Source organism: Streptomyces sp. NPDC047886 (assembly GCF_043204435.1).
Lineage (GTDB): Bacteria > Actinomycetota > Actinomycetes > Streptomycetales > Streptomycetaceae > Streptomyces.
The window spans coordinates 662,117-681,098 of sequence record NZ_JBIDCF010000002.1; the positions used below are offsets into that span (position 1 = coordinate 662,117).

Here is an 18,982-nt window from a genome sequence, read left to right on the forward strand (position 1 = left end):
CTCATAACGGTCAGGCCGCACGTCCATCGCGTCCGTAGGGGGCGACGTGTCACCCGGCGGTCGCACCGGGCCGCCGGACCGCCGGACCGCCGGACCGCCGGACGGAAGAACGCCGAGGGCCCCCCGCCAGTGGCAGGGGGCCCTCGGTCCGCTCTTCTCCGGAGCTGACGGCCGGTCTCGTCCGGCTAGCGGTGGTCGTCGCCCTCCAGCGCCGCGAGCGCCGGGTCGAGGACGATGTCCGCGCCGTGCCGCTCGGTGGTCGGCTCCTCAGGGAAGTGGCACGCCGTGAGGTGGCCGGCGGCGTTGCCCGACAGCTGGACCAGCGGCGGCTCCTCCGTGGCGCACTTGTCCTGCGCCTTCCAGCAGCGGGTGCGGAAGCGGCAGCCGCTCGGCGGGTTGATCGGCGACGGCACGTCGCCGGAGAGCCGGATCCGCTCGCGCTGGCCCGAGTCCACGTTCGCCTCGGGCACCGCGGACAGCAGCGCGTGCGTGTACGGGTGGCGGGGCCGGTTGTACAGCGAGTCGCGGTCGGCGACCTCCATGACCTTGCCCAGGTACATGACGGCCACGCGCTGCGAGAAGTGCCGGACGACCGCGAGGTCGTGCGCGATGAACAGGAACGCGATGCCCAGCTCTTCCTGGACCTTCTGGAGCAGGTTCACGACCTGCGCCTGGATCGACACGTCGAGCGCGGAGACCGGCTCGTCAGCGACGATCAGCTTCGGCTCCAGGGCGAGCGCCCGCGCGACACCGATGCGCTGCCGCTGGCCGCCCGAGAACTCGTGCGGGAAGCGGTTGTAGTGCTCCGGGTTCAGACCCACGGTCTCCAGGAGCTCACGCACCCGCGCCTCCCGGCCGCCGGGCGGGTTGATGCCGTTGACCTCCATCGGGCTCTTGATGATGGAGCCCACGGTCTGGCGGGGGTTCAGCGACGAGTACGGGTCCTGGAAGATCATCTGGATCTCGGACCGGATCGGCGCCATCTTCCTGCGGCCGGCGTGCGTGATGTCATGACCGGCGTAGGTGATCTTTCCACCGGTCGGGTCCATCAGCTTGGTGATCAGCCGGCCGGTGGTGGACTTGCCGCAGCCGGACTCGCCGACGAGGCCGAGGCTCTCGCCCGGGTACATCGTCAGGTCGACACCGTCGACGGCCTTGACGGCCCCGACCTGCCGCTTGAACGGGAAACCGCCGTAGATGGGGAAGTGCTTGGTCAGGCCCTCGACGGTGAGCAGGGGCTCGCCCCGGTCGACGGCTCCTGAGGAACCCTGCTGCTGCGGCAGAGTGACGTTCTCGCTCATGTCTCTGCGTCTCCCTAGCCCAGCCGGGGCTTGATCTGATCGATGAAGATGGTCTGCTTCTGCTCACCGGAGAGGTGGCAGGCAGCGGCGCGCCCGTCCGCCAGCAGCGGCCGCTCGCCCGAGCACCGGCCGCCGGTCACCTGGTCGGTGAAGGCGCAGCGCGGGTGGAAGGGGCAGCCGGTGGGCGGGTTGAGCAGGCTGGGCGGGGAGCCGGGGATCGGCACGAGCGCCTCGCTGGTGTCACCGCCCAGACGCGGCATCGAGCTCAGCAGACCCCAGGTGTAGGGGTGCTGCGGGGCCCGGAGCACCTCGCGGACGCTGCCGCGCTCCACGGCGCGGCCGGCGTACATCACGAGGAGGTCGTCGGCCATGTTGGCGATGACGCCCAGGTCGTGGGTGATGAAGACGATCGCCGACCCGAACTCCTGCTGGAGGTCCTTGAGCAGGTCCAGGATCTGCGCCTGCACGGTCACGTCGAGGGCCGTGGTCGGCTCGTCGGCGATGAGCAGGTCGGGGTCGCACATCAGGGCCATGGCGATCATGGCGCGCTGGCGCATACCGCCGGAGAACTGGTGCGGGTAGTCGTTGAAGCGGACGGCGGGCTGCGGGATGCCGACCTTGTCGAGCATCTCGATGGCCCGTGCCTTCGCCTCCTTCTTGGAGGCGCCCATGTGCTTCATGTACGGCTCGGAGAGCTGCCGGCCCACCGTGTAGTACGGCGAGAGCGCCGTCAGCGGGTCCTGGAAGATCATCGCGACCTTGTTGCCGCGAAGCTTCTCCATCTCCTTCTCGGGGGCCCCGGTCAGCTCCTGGCCGTCCAGGATGATCTCACCCTGGATGTCGGTGGTCTTGCGGTTGTGCAGGCCGAGCACGGTCAGGTTGGTGACGGACTTGCCGGAGCCCGACTCACCGACGATGCCCAGCGTCTTGCCACGCTCGACGTCGAAGGAGAGGCCGTCGACCGCCTTGACGATGCCGTCCTCGGTGGAGAACCGCACCCGCAGGTCGCGGACCGAGAGGAAGGCCTCCGGCCCGGTCGGGGCCGGTGTGTCTTCGGTCTTGGTCATTGTGGTCACGGTCGTTCTCCTAGGCGAGGCGCACGCGCGGGTCGATGTAGGCGTAGGCGAGGTCCACGACGATGTTCAGGAGCAGGATGAAGAAGGCTCCGAACAGCATGACGCCCATCGTCAGCGGGAGGTCCTTGGTCAGCGATGCCTCGACCGCGAGCCGGCCGATACCGGCCAGGTCGAAGGTGAACTCGGTGACGACCGCGCCCGCGAGCAGGGCGCTGAGGTCCATACCGATGATGGTGACGATCGGGGTCAGCGAGCCGCGCCAGGCGTAGCGGAAGAAGACGTAGCGCTGGCGCATGCCCTTGGCGCGCGCGGTGCGGACGTGCTCCTCCTGGAGCTGCTCGATCATCGTGGAGCGGGACATACGCGTGTACTGCGCGGTGAAGATCGTGGCCATCACGAGCCAGGGGATCAGCAGACCGACGGCCCAGCCGATCGGGTCTTCCATGAACGGAACGTACTTGGGGTTCTCCATCCAGCCGGTGCTGTAGACGAAGATGCCAAGGACGATCGGCCCCAGGAAGTAGATCTGGAACGAGCTGAGCACCATCGACGCGCCGCTGACGGCCTTGTCGAGGGCGGTGCCGCGCTTCCAGGCGGCGAGCAGACCCGAGCCGAGGCCCAGCACCAGGAAGATGATGAGGCCGCCGACGGTCAGCGACAGCGTCAGCGGGAAGCGGTCGACGATCGAGGACCAGACGAACTCGTTGGAGCCGAAGGAGACCCCGAGGCACGGGGCCGCACAGTGGCCGAGGGCGAAGTCCCGGCCGGCCACGATACCGACCATGAAGGTCCAGAACTGGGTGGTGATCGGCTCGTCGAGTCCGAGGTTCGCCCGGATGACGGCCAGGTTCTCCGGCGAGCAGTTCTTGCCACAGGAGAGGGCGGCGAAGTCCTGGGGGATTGTGTAGAACAGGAAGAACGTGAAGGCGCCGATCAAGAACATGATCACGGCGGCGCCGGTCAACCTGCGGATGAGGAACTGAAGCATGGCGGGCGGCTGCTCTCTTCGGAAGCGGCGGGCGGTGAGGGGTTCGAGGGCCCGTGGGGGTGCGCTCCGCCTGGCGCGCACCCCCACGGGTCAGCCGAGATCCGGTGTTACGGCTGCTTCAGGTACAGCTCGTTGATGTTGATGTAGCTGGAGTTGGTGCTGTAGCGGGCACCGCCGATGTTGGAACCGAAGAGCTGGAGCTGCTTCGAGTAGTACACCGGGGCGGCCGGGTTGATCTCCTCGACGATGCGGTGGTGCGCCTCTTCCCACTTCTTGGCAGCCGCCTGCGGCTCCAGGGTCAGGGCCTCCTTGATGAGGGCGTTGACCTTGGGGTCGTTGATGTGGGAGTAGTTCGAGGCACCGTCAGAGATCAGCGTGCCGTCGTAGACCGGGGTGACGACCGTGGACGGGGAGGACCAGTCCTGGCCCCAACCGGTCATGTACAGGTCGAACTGGTTCTTGACCTTGCCGATCTGCTCGTAGTAGCTCGCGCGCTCGATCTCCTTGGCCTGGACGTCGAAGCCGATCGCGTTGAGCGCGTCCTTGATGATGACGGACTGCTTCTGGCCACGCGGGGTGTTGGAGTAGGCGTAGGTCAGCTTGGTGCCCTGCTTGACGCCCGCCTCCTTCAGCAGCTCCTTGGCCTTCTCCGGGTCGCCGTTGGGCTTCTTGGACTTGCCGAACGGGTCGTAGCTCGGGTCGTAGCCCGGCAGGGTCGGGGCGAACAGGCCACCGGCCAGCTCACCGCCGTACTTGCCACCGTCGGCCTGGATCATGCGGGCGTTCGGGATGGCGTAGGTGATCGCGTCGCGGACCTTCTTGTCCTTGATGCGGTCCAGGTTGAAGGTCAGCTGCCACACGTAGGGCTGGTAGCCCTTGATGGTGCGCTTGTTGACCTTCGGGTCCGTCACCACGTCCTTGATCTGGGCCGGCTCGACCGAGTCCGTGAACTGGATGGCGTTCTTGGCGTCACCCTGGTCGGCGATCAGACGCTTGGTCTGGCTGGCCTGGTCGATCGTGGTGGTGAAGTTGTAGCCGTCGACGTACTGGTGACGCACCGAGTCGGTCTTCGGGTCCCAGTTGGTGTTCTTGACCAGCTTCAGGGACTTGCCGGACTTGTACTCGGCGATCTTGTACGGGCCGAGCGCCTTGGGCGCCTTGTCGTACTTCTCCTTCGTGTCCTGCTTCTCGGGCACGATGGCGTAACCGGCCATGGCGAGGGCCTGCGGCAGGTCCGGGCGCGGCTGGTTGAACTTGAAGACGACCGTCTTGGCGTCCGGGGTCTCCAGGACGGTGTCCGGGAGGTGCTTGCCCTTGTAGGGGCCGTCCGGCAGCGCCTTGCGGTAGTCGTCGCCGGAGAGCCAGCTCTGGACGAACGACGGGCCGTCGAAGATGACCTCGGAGTAGAGGCGCTCGATGGAGTGGCGGACGTCGGCGGACGTGATGACGTTGCCGTCCTCGTCCTTGATGCCGTCCTTCAGCGTGTACGTCCAGACCTTGCCGCCCTCGGACGACTTGCCGGAGTCGGTGGCGATGTCACCGACGACCGTCAGGTTGCCCTGCGCGTCCTCCTGGTAGTTCGTCAGCTTGCGGTGCACCAGGTTGGCGAACTGGCCGGCGTCGCTGACGTAGATCTGACCCGGGTCCATGTGGGTCAGGTCCGACTGCATGTACACGTTGATGGAGCCACCGGGCTTGGCACCGGCGACCTCCTTGGCCGGACCGGTGGAGGCAGCGGCGTCACCGTACTGGACGGGCTTGGACTGCGCCGCGGCGTCCGCCTTGGACTTCGAGTCGTCCTTGGTGGCCTTGCCGCTGTCGTTGGAGCAGCCGGTCAGCGCCAGGGAGCCGGCAGCGATGCCGACGACTATGGCGCGCGCGGAGCGCGATCGGAAGGACTTCATGATGCTCGTTGCACCTACCTGTGAGTTGTTGTCCAGAAAGTGCTGCCTACCGTCCGGTTGCCCGGGGCGAGGGCGGCAGCCACCCCCGCCCGTGGACGTCACCGTCCGGTCTTGGGGTCGAACGCGTCGCGTACCGAGTCGCCGAGAAGGTTGAAGGCCAGGACGAACACCACGAGGGCGAGTCCCGGGAAGAACATGAACGCGGGGTCCTGCTCGTAGATCTCGGCGCCGATGGCGAACATGCGGCCCCAGTCGGGCGTCGGCTCGACGAAGCCGACACCGACGAAGGAGAGGAACGCGATCGAGAGGATGGCGCTGGGCAGCATGTAGGTGCCCTGCACCAGGATCGGCGTCACGATGTTCGGCAGGATCTCCTTGCGGACGATCCGCCACCGCGAGGCTCCCGAGACCTTGGCGGCCTCGACGAACTCCCGCTCACGCAGGGAGAGTACGGAACTGCGCACCAGACGCGCCATACCCATCCAGCCGAGGAACCACATCACCAGGATGATGGCCACCGCGCGCAGGTACGTCGGGGTCTCGTCGGTCGGCGACACGAACAGCGCGGTCACGACGGGCATGAAGGCGATGAAGAACAGCTGGCTCGGGAAGGCGAGGAAGAAGTCGGTCGTACGGCCCAGCCAGTAGTCGACCTTGCCGCCGAAGAAGCCACCCACCATGCCGATGACGACGCCCGTGACGACGCTGAGAACGGTCAGCACGACGGCCATGTACAGCGACGTCCGCATGCCGTACAGCAGCATGGTGAACACGTCGCGGCCCAGGTTCGGTTCGACACCGAACCAGAACTCGCCGGAGATGCCGCCGAAGGAGCCGACCGGCATGGCGAAGTCGTCGAGGATGTTCTCGTAGCCGGGCTGCGTCGGGTACAGCGTGTACGGGTCCTTGCCGTACACCGCCGAGATCACCGGCGCCAGGGCCGAGACGACGAAGTAGAGGAGCACCACACAGGCGGAGATCATGCCCGTGCGGTCGCGCTTGAAGCGCGCCCACATCAGCTGGCCGGGCGACCGGCCGGTGTGTCCCTTGGTCTCCGCCTCTTCGGGCTTGGCCGTGGTCTCTTTGTCCAAGGCGACTGAGGCGTCGGAGCCCTCGATCTCAATTGGACTGGTCATGGTGTGTCCATTCACGGGTGTCGGGTGACCCGCGATCCTGCGCGCGATTCGACGGACGAGCGGTGTGTGCGCTCGTCACCGTCATGGCCGCCGCGAGACGCCCCTCCGGCGCAGGCCGAACACCCGTCGAAGGGTACGGCCACGACCCTGCTCGCCCACGGGTACACCCATGGGCCGACAGGCCGGAAAGAACGTCAGTCGGGGTGGATTACCCCCCAAGGAGCGCGAGCCGAGCGGTTGACCGGGTCTCAGAATCGCCGACCGCGGCAGGCGGCCTGACCGGGTGATGTGCGCTGCGAACCGGCCGTACAAGCCATCTGCGACGACCCGACCCCACTGGCGCTCGTGGCACCGCGCATGGGTTCCTCCTCATGAGTCCACGTATTCACTGCAAGGTTGGGCACATGACATCCAGCCGACACCCCTGACGGCTTGGAGCAGTACCCCGTGTGCTCGCGAGTCGGCGCTCCCCACAGCGCGTGACCCATCGACCCGAGCTCAGTGGAGCCAACTATTAAGTACGTCCGGGCTGTAAACCACACTTAAAGGGTCTCGTTTTGACAACATCGCCCAGACCCCCGCGACCGAAATCCAGACAAAGTGAGCACAGACAGACACCCGCGAAACGGACTGTTAACACATGTTCCGGAGAGCGACGGCCGATATGCGGACGCTCCCGGGGTTAAAAGTCCTTGACGGACAGCGCGGCGATGTGGGCGGATTCACCCCGAACAAAGGGGCATTCCGGGCATGAAAAAGCGCCGAAGGCCGCCGGGTCGGATCGGACCCGGCGGCCTTCGGCGCCGTCGGTCACGCGTCAGCCGTGCACCGGCCGTACGTGAACCGCCGTCACTCCCGCGTCGCCCCCGTCAGACGCGCGTACGCCCTCACGGGGCACGCACGCGGCCCGACGGGGGCACACGGGGGCCGTCAGCCGTGCTTGGCGCGCGAGGCGGAACGGGCGCGCTCACGCGCGTCCAGGTTCACCTTGCGGATGCGCACGGCCTCCGGCGTCACCTCGACGCACTCGTCGTCGCGGCAGAACTCCAGCGACTGCTCCAGCGAGAGCTTGCGCGGCGGGACGATCGCCTCGAAGGAATCGGCCGAGGACGACCGCATGTTGGTGAGCTTCTTCTCCTTGGTGATGTTGACGTCCATGTCGTCGGAGCGGGAGTTCTCGCCGACGATCATGCCCTCGTACACCTCGGTGCCCGGCTCCACGAAGAGCACGCCGCGCTCCTGGAGGTTCGTCATCGCGAAGGCGGTGACCGCGCCGGAGCGGTCGGCGACCAGCGAGCCGTTGTTACGGGTCGTCAGCGTGCCGAACCACGGCTCGTGGCCCTCGTGGATGGAGTGGGCGATGCCCGTGCCGCGCGTCTGCGTCAGGAACTCCGTACGGAAGCCGATGAGGCCGCGGGACGGCACGACGAACTCCATGCGGACCCAGCCGGAGCCGTGGTTGGACATGTTGTCCATGCGGCCCTTGCGGACGCCCATGAGCTGCGTGACGGCGCCCATGTGCTCCTCGGGCACGTCGATGGTCATGCGCTCGACCGGCTCGTGGACCTTGCCGTCGACCTCCTTGGTGACCACCTGCGGCTTGCCGATGGTCAGCTCGAAGCCCTCACGGCGCATCTGCTCGACCAGGATGGCCAGCGCCAGCTCACCACGGCCCTGCACCTCCCAGGCGTCGGGACGCTCGGTGTCCAGCACGCGCAGCGAGACGTTACCGACCAGCTCGCGGTCCAGGCGGTCCTTCACCTGGCGGGCGGTGACCTTCCGGTCCTTGACGGCCGCCTTGTTGTCCGCGCCCTTGCCGGTGGCGCCACGGCCGACCAGCGGCGAGGTGTTCGTACCGATGACCATCGAGATCGCCGGCTCGTCGACCGTGATCAGCGGCAGCGCGATCGGGTTCTCCGGGTCGGCCAGCGTCTCGCCGATCATGATGTCCGGGATACCGGCGACGGCGCAGATGTCGCCGGGGCCCGCCACCTCGGCCGGCTTGCGGGTGAGCGCCTCGGTCATCATCAGCTCGCTGATGCGTACGTTGGCGATGGTGCCGTCGCGCTTGATCCACGCGACCGTCTGGCCCTTGCGCAGCTCGCCCTGCTCGACGCGGAGCAGCGCGATGCGGCCGAGGAAGTTGTCGGCGTCCAGGTTGGTGACGTGGGCCTGGAGCGGGGCCTCCTCGTCGTACACCGGGGCCGGGATGTGCTCCAGGATCGTGGAGAAGAACGGCTCCAGGTTGGAGGAGTCGGCCGGGACCGTGCCGTCCTCCGGCTTGGTCAGCGAGGCGATGCCGTCACGGCCGCACGCGTAGACGATGGGGAACTCGATCTGCTCCTCGTCCGCGTCCAGGTCCAGGAAGAGGTCGTAGGTCTCGTTGACGACCTCGTCGATCCGGGAGTCCGGGCGGTCCGTCTTGTTGATGCAGAGGATGACGGGCATCCGGCGCTGGAGCGCCTTGCGGAGCACGAAGCGGGTCTGCGGCAGCGGGCCCTCGGAGGCGTCCACGAGCAGCACGACGCCGTCGACCATCGACAGACCTCGCTCGACCTCACCACCGAAGTCGGCGTGGCCGGGGGTGTCGATGATGTTGATCGTGATCGGGGCCCCGCCGTCCTTCGGGTGGTACTTGACCGCCGTGTTCTTGGCGAGGATCGTGATGCCCTTCTCACGCTCCAGGTCGTTCGAGTCCATCATGCGGTCGTCGACCGAGTCGAGCTGGTGGGCGGCGAAGGCACCGGCCTGCTTGAGCATGGCGTCGACGATGGTCGTCTTGCCGTGGTCGACGTGGGCGACGATGGCGACGTTTCGGATGTCGTGGCGCGTGGGCATGAGTGGCTTGCGCTTCTCTCGGATCGTGGGTGCGGCGTCTCTTTGTTCGTCGTACGCCCGCCGGGCGGACGCGCCACGGCTCTGTCCATGGTACGGGGCCGTCGCCCACACGGCCTCCCCACCCGGGAACCCATGATCGAACAGGGCCCTGCCCAGGCCCCGCCGCACCCGCCCGCCCGCGCGGCCTCCGCACACGGGTGTGCCCGCCGGCGGACCGGCGGGCACGGGTGACCCGGGCGGGATCGGGAACGGGGCGGGAGTGGGGCGGGAGCGGACCGGCTCAGCGCCCGCCGGCCTTCTTGAAGCCGATGTCCTCGTAGCGGGGGCTCAGGAAACCGAACGCCCCCGCGTTCACCACGGACGCCTTGGCCGCGACCAGCTGCGGACGCTGGTAGAGGGGGATGGAAGCGGCGGCGGCCCAGATCCGGGCGTCGGCCTGCTTCACCAGGTCCCGGGCCGTCCCCTCGTCCAGCTCGGCGGCCGCCTGGTCGAAGAGCTGGTCGATGTGGTCCGTACCGACGCGGGTGTAGTTCTGCTCCACCAGCAGGGAGCCGTCACCGGCCGGCTCCGGCTTGGCGTAGATCGGCCGTCCGTCCGTCGCGGGGAACGCGGTCGCGGGCCAGGAGTACAGGGCGAGGTCGAAGTCGCCGGAGGCGATGTGGTCCTTGAAGTAGCTCTCGTCGGAGACCTTGACGATCCGGGTGCCCACGCCGATGCGGTCCAGCATCCGGGTGATCTTCTCGCCGACGGTGCGCAGGGTCTCGGAGCCGGGGCCCGAGGGCAGCACGAACCGCAGGGTGAGCGGCTTGCCGTCCTTGCCGAGCGGCCCGGCGGCGGGGGCCGCGGTGCCGCGCGGGGCGTAGGCGCCGGGTACGCCGCCCTTGGGCCGGTCGGCCGCGGCACCGTCCTCGGCGGCACCGGCCCTGTCCGCCCCGGCGTCCTTCTCCCCGACGGCCGCGGGCGTCCGCGCGGCCGTGAGGGAGCGGGCCTGGCGCTGCACGGCGACGCTGTGCAGGGCCGCGGCCGGCGCCGGGGCCAGGATGTACGTACCGGACTCACGGCCCTGGCCGCCGATGCCCGGCTTGTCGTCGCCGACGATGTACAGCCCGTCGTTCGACGCCCGGTCGTCGGAACCCCGGCCGGCGGCCGGGGCCCCCGGAGCGGCGGAGGCCCGTGCGGGGGCGCTCGCGCCCGTGGACGGCGAAGCCTCGCTGCCGGCCTTCGTGCCCTCGTCGGACTCGGCGGTCCTCCGGCCGCCGCCCTTCGTCCAGCCCGCGTCCGCCAGCAGTGCCCGCGCCTCCTCGGTGTCCTGCTCGCCGAGTGCGCCGCTGCTGTCGGCGTACGCCCGCTGCCCGGCCAGCGCGAGATGGCTGCCGACCGGCCGCGCGGGCAGGCCCAGCGGCTTCAGGACCAGCTCGGCGAGCTCCTGCCGGTCCAGGGCGCGGGCGACCGCGCGCCGCACCCGTTCGTCGGCGAGCGGCCCGGACCCGCCGTTCAGGGCGAGCTGGGTGTAGGCGGGCTCCAGGGACTTGCGTACGACGTACCCGCGCAGCGCCCGCTGCGTGGCCAGGTACGCCGTCGCGGCCTTCTGCTGACGGGCGCGGGCCGCCCGCGCGTCCGCGGCCTTCTCCTCGTCGGAGCCGTACGCCAGCGCCCAGGACTTCAGCGCGGCGGACGGAGCCGTGTCGGCTCCGGGGCCGTGGGCGAGGGCCTGCGCGCCGGCCGTGCCCTCCCGTGCCGCGCCGGCGATCCGGTCGGCGGCGCGGCGGTCGATCTCGGCCAGATCGACGGTGCCCCGGGTGAGCGCGGCGGCGCGCTCGGTGCGGGGCACGGCGCGCAGGACGATCCGGTCGAGCTTGGCGGGCCGGCCCCACCAGCGCGGATTCCGCTCGAGGGTGACGGTGCCGGCCTTGGTGTCGGTCGCGCCGGGGCGGAAGGGGCCCGCGGTCGCCTTCAACGCGGTGCGGGCGCCGTCGTTGAAGGCGTCGGGCGACCCCATCACGTCCTTGGGGTAGAGCGGCGTGAACAGCGCCCGCCAGTCGGCGTACGGCTTGCTGAAGGTGACCCTGACCTGGAGGTCGTCGGCGCCGCGCTCGATCTTCTGGATGCGCTCGTAGCCGGCGTTGCGGGCGGTCCAGTAGGCGCTGTCCTTGCCGCTGAGGGCCCGCCACTGGGCGACGAAGTCGGGCGCCCCGATCTCCCGGCCGTCGGTCCACACCGCCTGCTGGTTCAGCTTGTACAGGACGACCTGCTTGGGCTCGCGCTCGACGATCTCGGCGGACTCCAGGTAGTCGGCGTTGAGCTGCGGGCGGCCGCGCTCGTCCAGTGTGAACAGGGACGGCAGCACCGCCCCGGCGATGCGGGCGGTGGCGCCGTCGGCGTCGGCCTGGAACGCGTTGAGGGTGGTGGGCATCGCGTCGACGGCCCAGCGGAGCGCTCCGCCGTCGGCGACCCGGGCGCGGTCGGCGGGGGCGATGTCCGCCGGGACGGGCTTCGCGTCGCTCCCGGCGTCGGCGGAGCTGCAGCCGGCGAGTGCGGAGACCGCGAGGACCGCGCTGGTGAGAAGCGCGGCCGACCGGTGGGTGCGGGTGCATGTCCTCCCGCGTGGGGCGCCGACCAGGGACATGTCGTGTACCTCTTCGTCCTGAATGCGGAATTTGGCGATGATCACACCTATTGCCCATACACTGAAAAGGACCGAACGGGCCCGGAAGCGGCGACACGACGGTGGACGCCGACAACACCACCCGTGCGGCCCAACGTGTCCGAAAAGCGGGCAGGCAGACGAGTGGAATCCCTGCACGCCGCTTCACAACGAGGGACGTGACGCGCGACACTCCCTCAATGTCTCCGCCGCGCCCGGCCGGCGGGACACCAGGCGCGTGTTTGCCGCCCGCTACCGCGGAAGTGAGGGCAACTGATGTCGCTTCAGGACGATCTGACAGCCGTCAAGCGCTGTCTCGACGACCTGGTCCGCTCGGTCGGACAGCTGGAACGGGACCTCGCGCAGCAGCAGGCGCGCAAGCCCGCACAGCGTCCCGAGGGCATGGTGACCATCCCCGACACCCCGTACGACTCCACCCTGTGGACCGACTCGGACGACGAGGGCCTGGGCGCCCGCGACCGGCACGCGCCCTGACCTGCCGCCTGAACGGCACGCGCGCCCGAACGGCCCGCTCCCCCCGGGAGACCACGCCAGACCTCGGAGACCTCGTTGGCCACAGGCACCGAACCACCCGGCACCGCCACGGGCCGGGGCGGCGCGTACGGCGTGCACAGCGCCTCACGCGCCGCCATCGCGCCCCGTCATCTCCGCACCGACCGGTGGTGGCTCGCGCCCGCCGCGACCGCCGCCGGTCTGCTCGCGTTCGTCGTGTACTCGACGTGGCGGGCGTTCGCGAACGGCGACTACTACGCGGCGCCCTATGTGTCGCCGTTCTACTCGCCCTGCCTCGCCGAGAACTGCGTCCCCATGAAGGGCGGACCGAACTGGGAAATCTTCGGCGGCTGGTGGGGCCTCTCGCCCGCCCTGCTGATCCTGATCTTCCCGCTCGGCTTCCGGCTGACCTGCTACTACTACCGCAAGGCCTACTACCGGGGCTTCTGGGCGTCTCCCCCGGCCTGCGCGGTCGCCGAACCGCACCGCGCGTACACCGGCGAGACCCGCTTCCCGCTGATCCTGCAGAACATCCACCGGTACTTCTTCTACGCCGCCGTGCCGGTCGCCGGGATCCTCACCTACGACACCGTGCTCGCCTTCCGCGACGCCTCGTACGCCTGGGGCCACATGGGGCTCGGCACGGTCGTCTTCCTCGTCAACATCGTGCTCATCTGGGCGTACACGATCTCCTGCCACTCGTGCCGGCACATCGTCGGCGGCCGGCTCAAGAACTTCTCCAAGCACCCGGTCCGGTACCGGATGTGGACCTGGGTGAGCCGGCTGAACGCCCGCCACATGCAGCTCGCCTGGGCGTCCCTGCTGAGCGTGGCCCTCGCCGACTTCTACGTGTACCTGCTCGCGACCGGCGCCTTCGACGACCCGCGCTTCTTCTAGAGGAAAAGGTGCCTATCGATGACCCGAGCGGAACGGCAGGAGTGGGACGTCGTGGTGGTCGGCGCGGGCGGCGCCGGGCTGCGCGCCGCCATCGAGGCGCGCGAGCGGGGCGCCCGTACGGCCGTCATCTGCAAGTCCCTCTTCGGCAAGGCGCACACGGTGATGGCCGAGGGCGGCATCGCGGCGGCCATGGGCAATGTGAACGCGGGCGACAACTGGCAGGTCCACTTCCGGGACACCATGCGCGGCGGGAAGTTCCTCAACCAGTGGCGGATGGCCGAGCTGCACGCCCGCGAGGCCCCGGACCGGGTGTGGGAGCTGGAGACCTGGGGCGCGCTGTTCGACCGTACGAAGGACGGGCGGATCTCGCAGCGCAACTTCGGCGGCCATGAGTACCCGCGCCTCGCGCACGTCGGCGACCGCACGGGCCTGGAGCTGATCCGTACCCTCCAGCAGAAGACGGTCGCGCTGCAACAGGAGGACTTCAAGGAGTCCGGGGACCACGAGTCCCGGCTGAAGGTCTTCCAGGAGTGCACGGTCACCCGGATCCTCACGGACGCGGACGGCCGGGTCTCGGGCGTCTTCTGCTACGAGCGCGAGTCGGGCCGGTTCTTCGTGCTGGAGGCCCCGGCGGTGATCCTGGCGACCGGCGGGATCGGCAAGTCGTTCAAGGTGACGTCCAACTCCTGGGAGTACACCGGCGACGGGCACGCGCTGGCGCTGCTCGCGGGCGCGCCGCTGCTCAACATGGAGTTCGTGCAGTTCCATCCGACCGGGATGGTCTGGCCGCCGTCCGTGAAGGGCATCCTCGTCACCGAGTCGGTGCGCGGCGACGGCGGGGTGCTGCGGAACTCCGACGGCAAGCGGTTCATGTTCGACTACGTCCCTGACGTCTTCAAGGACAAGTACGCCGAGTCCGAGGCCGAGGGCGACCGCTGGTACGAGGACCCCGACAACAACCGGCGCCCGCCCGAGCTGCTGCCGCGCGACGAGGTGGCCCGCGCGATCAACTCCGAGGTCAAGGCGGGGCGCGGCTCCCCGCACGGCGGGGTGTTCCTGGACGTGTCGACCCGGCTGCCGGCCGACGAGATCCGCCGCCGGCTGCCGTCGATGTACCACCAGTTCAAGGAGCTGGCGGACGTCGACATCACCGCCGAGGCCATGGAGGTCGGGCCGACCTGCCACTACGTGATGGGCGGCGTCGCCGTCGACTCGGACACGGCGGCGGCGGTCGGCGTCCCCGGGCTCTTCGCGGCCGGGGAGGTCGCGGGCGGGATGCACGGCTCGAACCGGCTGGGCGGCAACTCGCTGTCGGACCTGCTGGTCTTCGGGCGCAGGGCCGGGCTCCACGCGGCCCGGTACGCGACCGGGCTCGCCACCCGCCCCGTGGCGGACCCGGCCCGGGTGGACGAGGCGGCGCGGGAGGCGCTGCGGCCGTTCGGCGCGACCGGGACGGCGGCCGGGGCCGCGGGGCCGGGCGCCGGAGAGACCGCCGGGCCGGGCGCCGGGGAGACCGCCGGGGAGAACCCGTACACCCTGCACCAGGAGCTCCAGCAGGCCATGAACGACCTGGTGGGCATCATCCGGCGCGCGGAGGAGATGGAGCGGGCGCTGGAGAAGCTGGCCGAGCTGCGGAGGCGGGCCGGACGGGCGTCGGTGGAGGGCCACCGGCAGTTCAACCCCGGCTGGCACCTGGCGCTGGACCTGCGCAACATGCTGCTGGTCAGCGAGTGCGTGGCCCGCGCGGCGCTGGAGCGCACCGAGAGCCGGGGCGGGCACACCCGGGAGGACCACCCGGCGATGCGGCGCGAGTGGCGCCGCGTGAACCTGCTGTGCCGGCTCGACGACTCCCTGGACGGGGCCGGGATCGCCCTGGAGCGGACCACCACGGAGCCCGTCCGTCCCGACCTGCTCGCCCTGTTCGACAAGGAGGAGCTGGTCAAGTACCTCGCCGAAGAGGAGCTCACCGAATGACCTCGTACACGGCCCGGTTCAAGGTGTGGCGGGGCGACGCGGACGGCGGCGGCCTGCGGGACTTCTCCGTCGAGGTGAACGACGGCGAGGTCGTCCTCGACATCATCCACCGGCTGCAGGCCACCCAGGCGCCGGACCTCGCCGTCCGCTGGAACTGCAAGGCGGGCAAGTGCGGCTCGTGCAGCGCCGAGGTCAACGGGCGGCCCCGGCTGATGTGCATGACCCGGATGTCGGTGTTCACCCGCGACGAGGTCGTCACGGTCACCCCGCTGCGGGCGTTCCCCGTGGTACGGGACCTGGTGACGGACGTGTCGTACAACTACGCCAAGGCCCGGGAGATCCCGTCGTTCGTGCCGCCCCCGGGCGTCGCTCCGGGCGACTACCGGATGGGGCAGATCGATGTGGAACGCTCGCAGGAGTTCCGCAAGTGCATCGAGTGCTTCCTGTGCCAGGACACCTGCCATGTGGTGCGGGACCACGAGGAGAACAAGACGCCCTTCGCCGGGCCGCGCTTCCTGATGCGGATCGCGGAACTCGACATGCACCCGCTGGACGCGGCCGCCGAAACGGGCCTCGACCGCAAGCGGACGGCCCAGGAGGAGCACGGACTCGGCTACTGCAACATCACCAAGTGCTGTACGGAGGTCTGCCCCGAACAGATCAAGATCACCGACAACGCGCTGATCCCCCTCAAGGAACGGGCCGTGGACCGCAAGTACGACCCGCTGGTCTGGCTCGGCAGCAGGATCGGCCGCCGGAAGGGCGCCCGCTGACGGTGACCGGCGGGGCCGGGCGTCCGGTCGCGGAGGTGCGGGCGGCGGCTTAGCCTCACATATGTGACGCGAAGAGCCACCCTGGCCTTCCGGGCCGTTCTCGCTGTGCTGGTGGCGGTGTGGTGGCTGGTGGTGCCCGCCGTCGCGGGCGCCCGTGCGGAGGAACCGGTCCCGCTCGCCCGGCAGGGCCAGATCACCGACAAGGTCGGGGCCCTCGGCGACCGGGAACGCGATGTCGCCCGCGCCCTCGACCGGCTCTACGACGACCGGCGCGTCCAGCTCTTCGTCGTCTACGTGCGGGACTTCTCCGGACGGTCCGCACAGGACTGGGCGGACACCACCGCCACCGTGAACGGGCTCGGCGCCGACGACATCCTGCTCGCCGTCGCCACCCACGACCGGCAGTACGCCTACTCGGCCGACCCCCGCTCCCGGCTCTCCCAGGCGGCACTCGACGAGGTCGCGCGGATCGCCGTCGAACCGGCCCTGCGCGCCAACGACTGGGCGGGCGCGGCCATCGGCGCCGCCGACGGATACTCCGCCGCCCTCGCGGGCAGCCCCGTACCGGTGCCGTCCATCACGCCGGGCGCGCGCGACCCGGGCGGCAGCGGCTGGACCTGGTCGGACCTGGTGCTGCCGGCCGCACTGGTCCTCGGGGCCGGCGCGGTCGCCGCGTACACGTACACCAAACGCCGGCGCAGGGCCGAGACCCGTACGACACCGCACGGCGGCACGCACGAGCCACCGCTCGCCGACCTGGACGCGCGGGCGGGGAAGGCGCTGGTCGAGACCGACGACGCCGTCCGCACCAGCGAGGAGGAGCTGGGGTTCGCGGTCGCCCGGTTCGGTGAGGAGGCGGCGCGGCCCTTCACCGAGGCGCTGGCGTACGCGCGCGGCGAGCTGACGGCGGCGTTCCGGCTGCGGCAACGGCTGGACGACGCGTACCCGGAGGACGACGCCACCCGCAGGGCCATGCTGCAGGAGATCACCGCCCGGTGCGCCGACGCCGGCCGGCGGCTGGACGCCGAGTCCGAGGCGTTCGACCGGCTGCGGGCCCTGGAGCGGGCCGCCCCCGAGGCGCTCGCCGCCGCCGACGCCGCGCACCGGGAGCTGAACGACCGGCTCGGTACGGCGGAGGCGGCGCTCGTCGCCATGCGGCGCCGGTACGCGGAGTCCGCGGCGTCGCCGGTGGCGGGCGGCGTCGATGAGGCCAGGGACCGGCTGCTGTTCGCGGCGGCCAACCTGGAGCGGGCCCACGCGGCGGTGGCCGCCGACGACAACGGTGCGGCCGCCGTCCACCTACGGGCCGCCGAGGGCGCCGTCGACCAGGCGGCCCGGCTCGTCGACGCGGTGGACCGGCGGGCGCTGGAGCTCGCCGAGGCCGCCGGGAAGCTGCCGGGCGCGGTAGCCGAGACCGAGACCGACCTCGCGGACGCGCACGGGCTGCTGAAGGGCACACCCGACGGCGTGTCCACGGCCGGCCTGCAAGGACGGATCGCACGGGCCGATTCGGTGCTCGCCGCCGTACGGCACGAGATGGACGCCGAGCGGTACGACCCGATCGACGCGCTGCGCCGGGTCGAGGAGGCCGACGCCGCGCTCGACGAGGCCCTGGCCGGGGAGCGGGAACGGGAGGAGGCGGCGCGGCGGGCGCGGGCCCTGCTCGACCAGGCGATGCTGGCGGCCAGGTCCGCCACCGCCGCGGCGGCCGACTACGTCACGACGCACCGCGGCGCCGTCGGCAGCGCCGCCCGCACCCGGCTCGCGGAGGCGCAGCGGCGGCTGGCGGCGGCGGAACGGGCGGCCGGCGGTGCGGGTGCCGAGCCCGGTGGGGAGCCGTTCGCGGCGCTGGCGGAGGCACAGCGGGCGGACGCGCTGGCCCGGCAGGCGCAGGACCTCGCCGAGCAGGACGTCCGCGTGTACGGCACCCCGGGCGGCGGCGGTCCCGGCGGATTCGGCGGGGTGGGCGGCGCGGTGCTGGGCGGCATCCTGCTGGGCGGCGTGCTCGGCGGGGGACGCGGCGGCTTCGGTCCCGCTCCGCCGGGCGGCGGCCCCGGGCGCTTCGGCGGCGGGGGGACGCGGGGGCGGCTGGGCGGCGGAGGCCGCTTCTGACCCACCGGCGGAAGGCGACGGAGTCCGGCAGTTCACAGGTTCAGATCAGGAGAGGTGCCATGAGCAAGCATTCCATCCTCGGCCGTGTCGGCCGGCTGGCGAAGGCCAACGTCAACGCCCTGCTGGACCAGGCCGAGGACCCCCAGCGCATGCTGGACCAGCTGATCCGCGACTACGCGGCCAACATCGACGAGGCCGAGCAGGCGGTCGCGGCGACGATCGGCAACCTGCGGCTGCTGGAGGAGGACCACGACGAGGACGTGGAGGCGGCCCGCGAGTGGGGCGAGAAGGCGCGGGCGGCCAGCACCAAGGCGGACGAGCTGCGGGCGGCGGACCGTCCCGAACTGGCGGACAAGTTCGACAACCTGGCGAAGGTCGCGCTCGGGCGCCAGCTCCAGTCGGAGAAGGAGGCCGCGACCGCCGAACCGATGATCGCCTCCCAGACGGAGGTCGTGGAACAGCTGAAGGACGGCCTGACCCGGATGAAGGCCAAGCTGAGCGAGCTGCACGCCAAGCGGGACGAACTGGTGGCCCGCGCGAGGTCGGCGGAGGCCCGCAACCGGATGATGGACGCCGTCAAGAGCGTCGACGTCCTGGATCCGACGAGCGAGATCAGCAGGTTCGAGGACAAGGTGCGCCGCGAGGAGGCGAAGGCCCTCGGCAAGCAGGAACTCGCCGCCTCGTCGCTGGACGCCCAGTTCGAGCAGCTCGACGCCATGGGCGACGCCGCGGAGATCGAAGCCCGCCTGGCCGCGCTGAAGTCGGCGGCCTAGGTGTAGTGACCCGCGGGGTTGTCGACGCGGGTGATGGCCGGGTGTCCGGCCGC

General features: G+C 70.5%; 13 protein-coding genes. 6 read left to right on the plus strand and 7 right to left on the minus strand.

Annotated elements, in window-relative coordinates; translation table 11 throughout:
* Positions 1–185 precede the first annotated feature (185 nt).
* From ACGF5U_RS08690 to ACGF5U_RS08720, 7 genes are all read right to left on the minus strand, one after another.
* Positions 186–1,301, minus strand: a complete 1,116-nt coding sequence (locus tag ACGF5U_RS08690; RefSeq protein ID WP_392712448.1) for an ABC transporter ATP-binding protein — start codon at positions 1,299–1,301, stop codon at positions 186–188.
* Positions 1,302–1,315: 14 nt separating this feature from the next.
* On the minus strand, positions 1,316–2,377 hold the full coding sequence (locus tag ACGF5U_RS08695; RefSeq protein ID WP_392712447.1) for an ABC transporter ATP-binding protein: 1,062 nt from the start codon (positions 2,375–2,377) through the stop codon (positions 1,316–1,318).
* Positions 2,378–2,387: 10 nt separating this feature from the next.
* Complete coding sequence (locus ACGF5U_RS08700) at positions 2,388–3,365, minus strand: ABC transporter permease (protein WP_392712445.1); 978 nt, start codon at positions 3,363–3,365, stop codon at positions 2,388–2,390.
* A 107-nt stretch (positions 3,366–3,472) separates the two neighbouring features.
* A complete protein-coding gene (locus ACGF5U_RS08705; RefSeq protein WP_392712444.1) occupies positions 3,473–5,269 on the minus strand; it encodes an ABC transporter substrate-binding protein in 1,797 nt (598 codons plus the stop codon).
* A gap of 98 nt (positions 5,270–5,367) precedes the next feature.
* Positions 5,368–6,405, minus strand: coding sequence for an ABC transporter permease (locus tag ACGF5U_RS08710; RefSeq protein WP_392712442.1), 1,038 nt, complete (start codon positions 6,403–6,405; stop codon positions 5,368–5,370).
* Between the two features lie 930 nt (positions 6,406–7,335).
* Positions 7,336–9,243, minus strand: coding sequence for a translational GTPase TypA (typA, locus tag ACGF5U_RS08715; protein ID WP_392712441.1), 1,908 nt, complete (start codon positions 9,241–9,243; stop codon positions 7,336–7,338).
* A gap of 280 nt (positions 9,244–9,523) precedes the next feature.
* Positions 9,524–11,869, minus strand: a complete 2,346-nt coding sequence (locus tag ACGF5U_RS08720) for an ABC transporter family substrate-binding protein (RefSeq protein WP_392712440.1) — start codon at positions 11,867–11,869, stop codon at positions 9,524–9,526.
* A gap of 294 nt (positions 11,870–12,163) precedes the next feature.
* Between ACGF5U_RS08720 and ACGF5U_RS08725 the strand changes: the two genes are divergently transcribed.
* From ACGF5U_RS08725 to ACGF5U_RS08750, 6 genes are all read left to right on the plus strand, one after another.
* Complete coding sequence (locus ACGF5U_RS08725) at positions 12,164–12,382, plus strand: hypothetical protein (RefSeq protein WP_392712438.1); 219 nt, start codon at positions 12,164–12,166, stop codon at positions 12,380–12,382.
* Positions 12,383–12,457: 75 nt separating this feature from the next.
* On the plus strand, positions 12,458–13,297 hold the full coding sequence (locus ACGF5U_RS08730) for a hypothetical protein (RefSeq protein WP_392712437.1): 840 nt from the start codon (positions 12,458–12,460) through the stop codon (positions 13,295–13,297).
* Between the two features lie 18 nt (positions 13,298–13,315).
* Entirely contained in the window at positions 13,316–15,271 is a 1,956-nt protein-coding gene (locus ACGF5U_RS08735) for a fumarate reductase/succinate dehydrogenase flavoprotein subunit (RefSeq protein WP_392712436.1), read from the plus strand.
* The gene (locus ACGF5U_RS08740; RefSeq protein ID WP_392712435.1) at positions 15,268–16,044 is read left to right on the plus strand and encodes a succinate dehydrogenase/fumarate reductase iron-sulfur subunit; all 777 of its coding nucleotides are present in this window, start codon (positions 15,268–15,270) and stop codon (positions 16,042–16,044) included. Before ACGF5U_RS08735 ends, ACGF5U_RS08740 begins: the two co-directional genes overlap by 4 nt.
* A gap of 63 nt (positions 16,045–16,107) precedes the next feature.
* Positions 16,108–18,156 carry a TPM domain-containing protein gene (locus ACGF5U_RS08745; protein WP_392712434.1) on the plus strand — a complete coding sequence of 683 codons (2,049 nt, stop codon included), beginning with the start codon at positions 16,108–16,110 and terminating at the stop codon, positions 18,154–18,156.
* Between the two features lie 59 nt (positions 18,157–18,215).
* On the plus strand, positions 18,216–18,929 hold the full coding sequence (locus tag ACGF5U_RS08750; RefSeq protein ID WP_392712432.1) for a PspA/IM30 family protein: 714 nt from the start codon (positions 18,216–18,218) through the stop codon (positions 18,927–18,929).
* Positions 18,930–18,982: the final 53 nt, after the last annotated feature.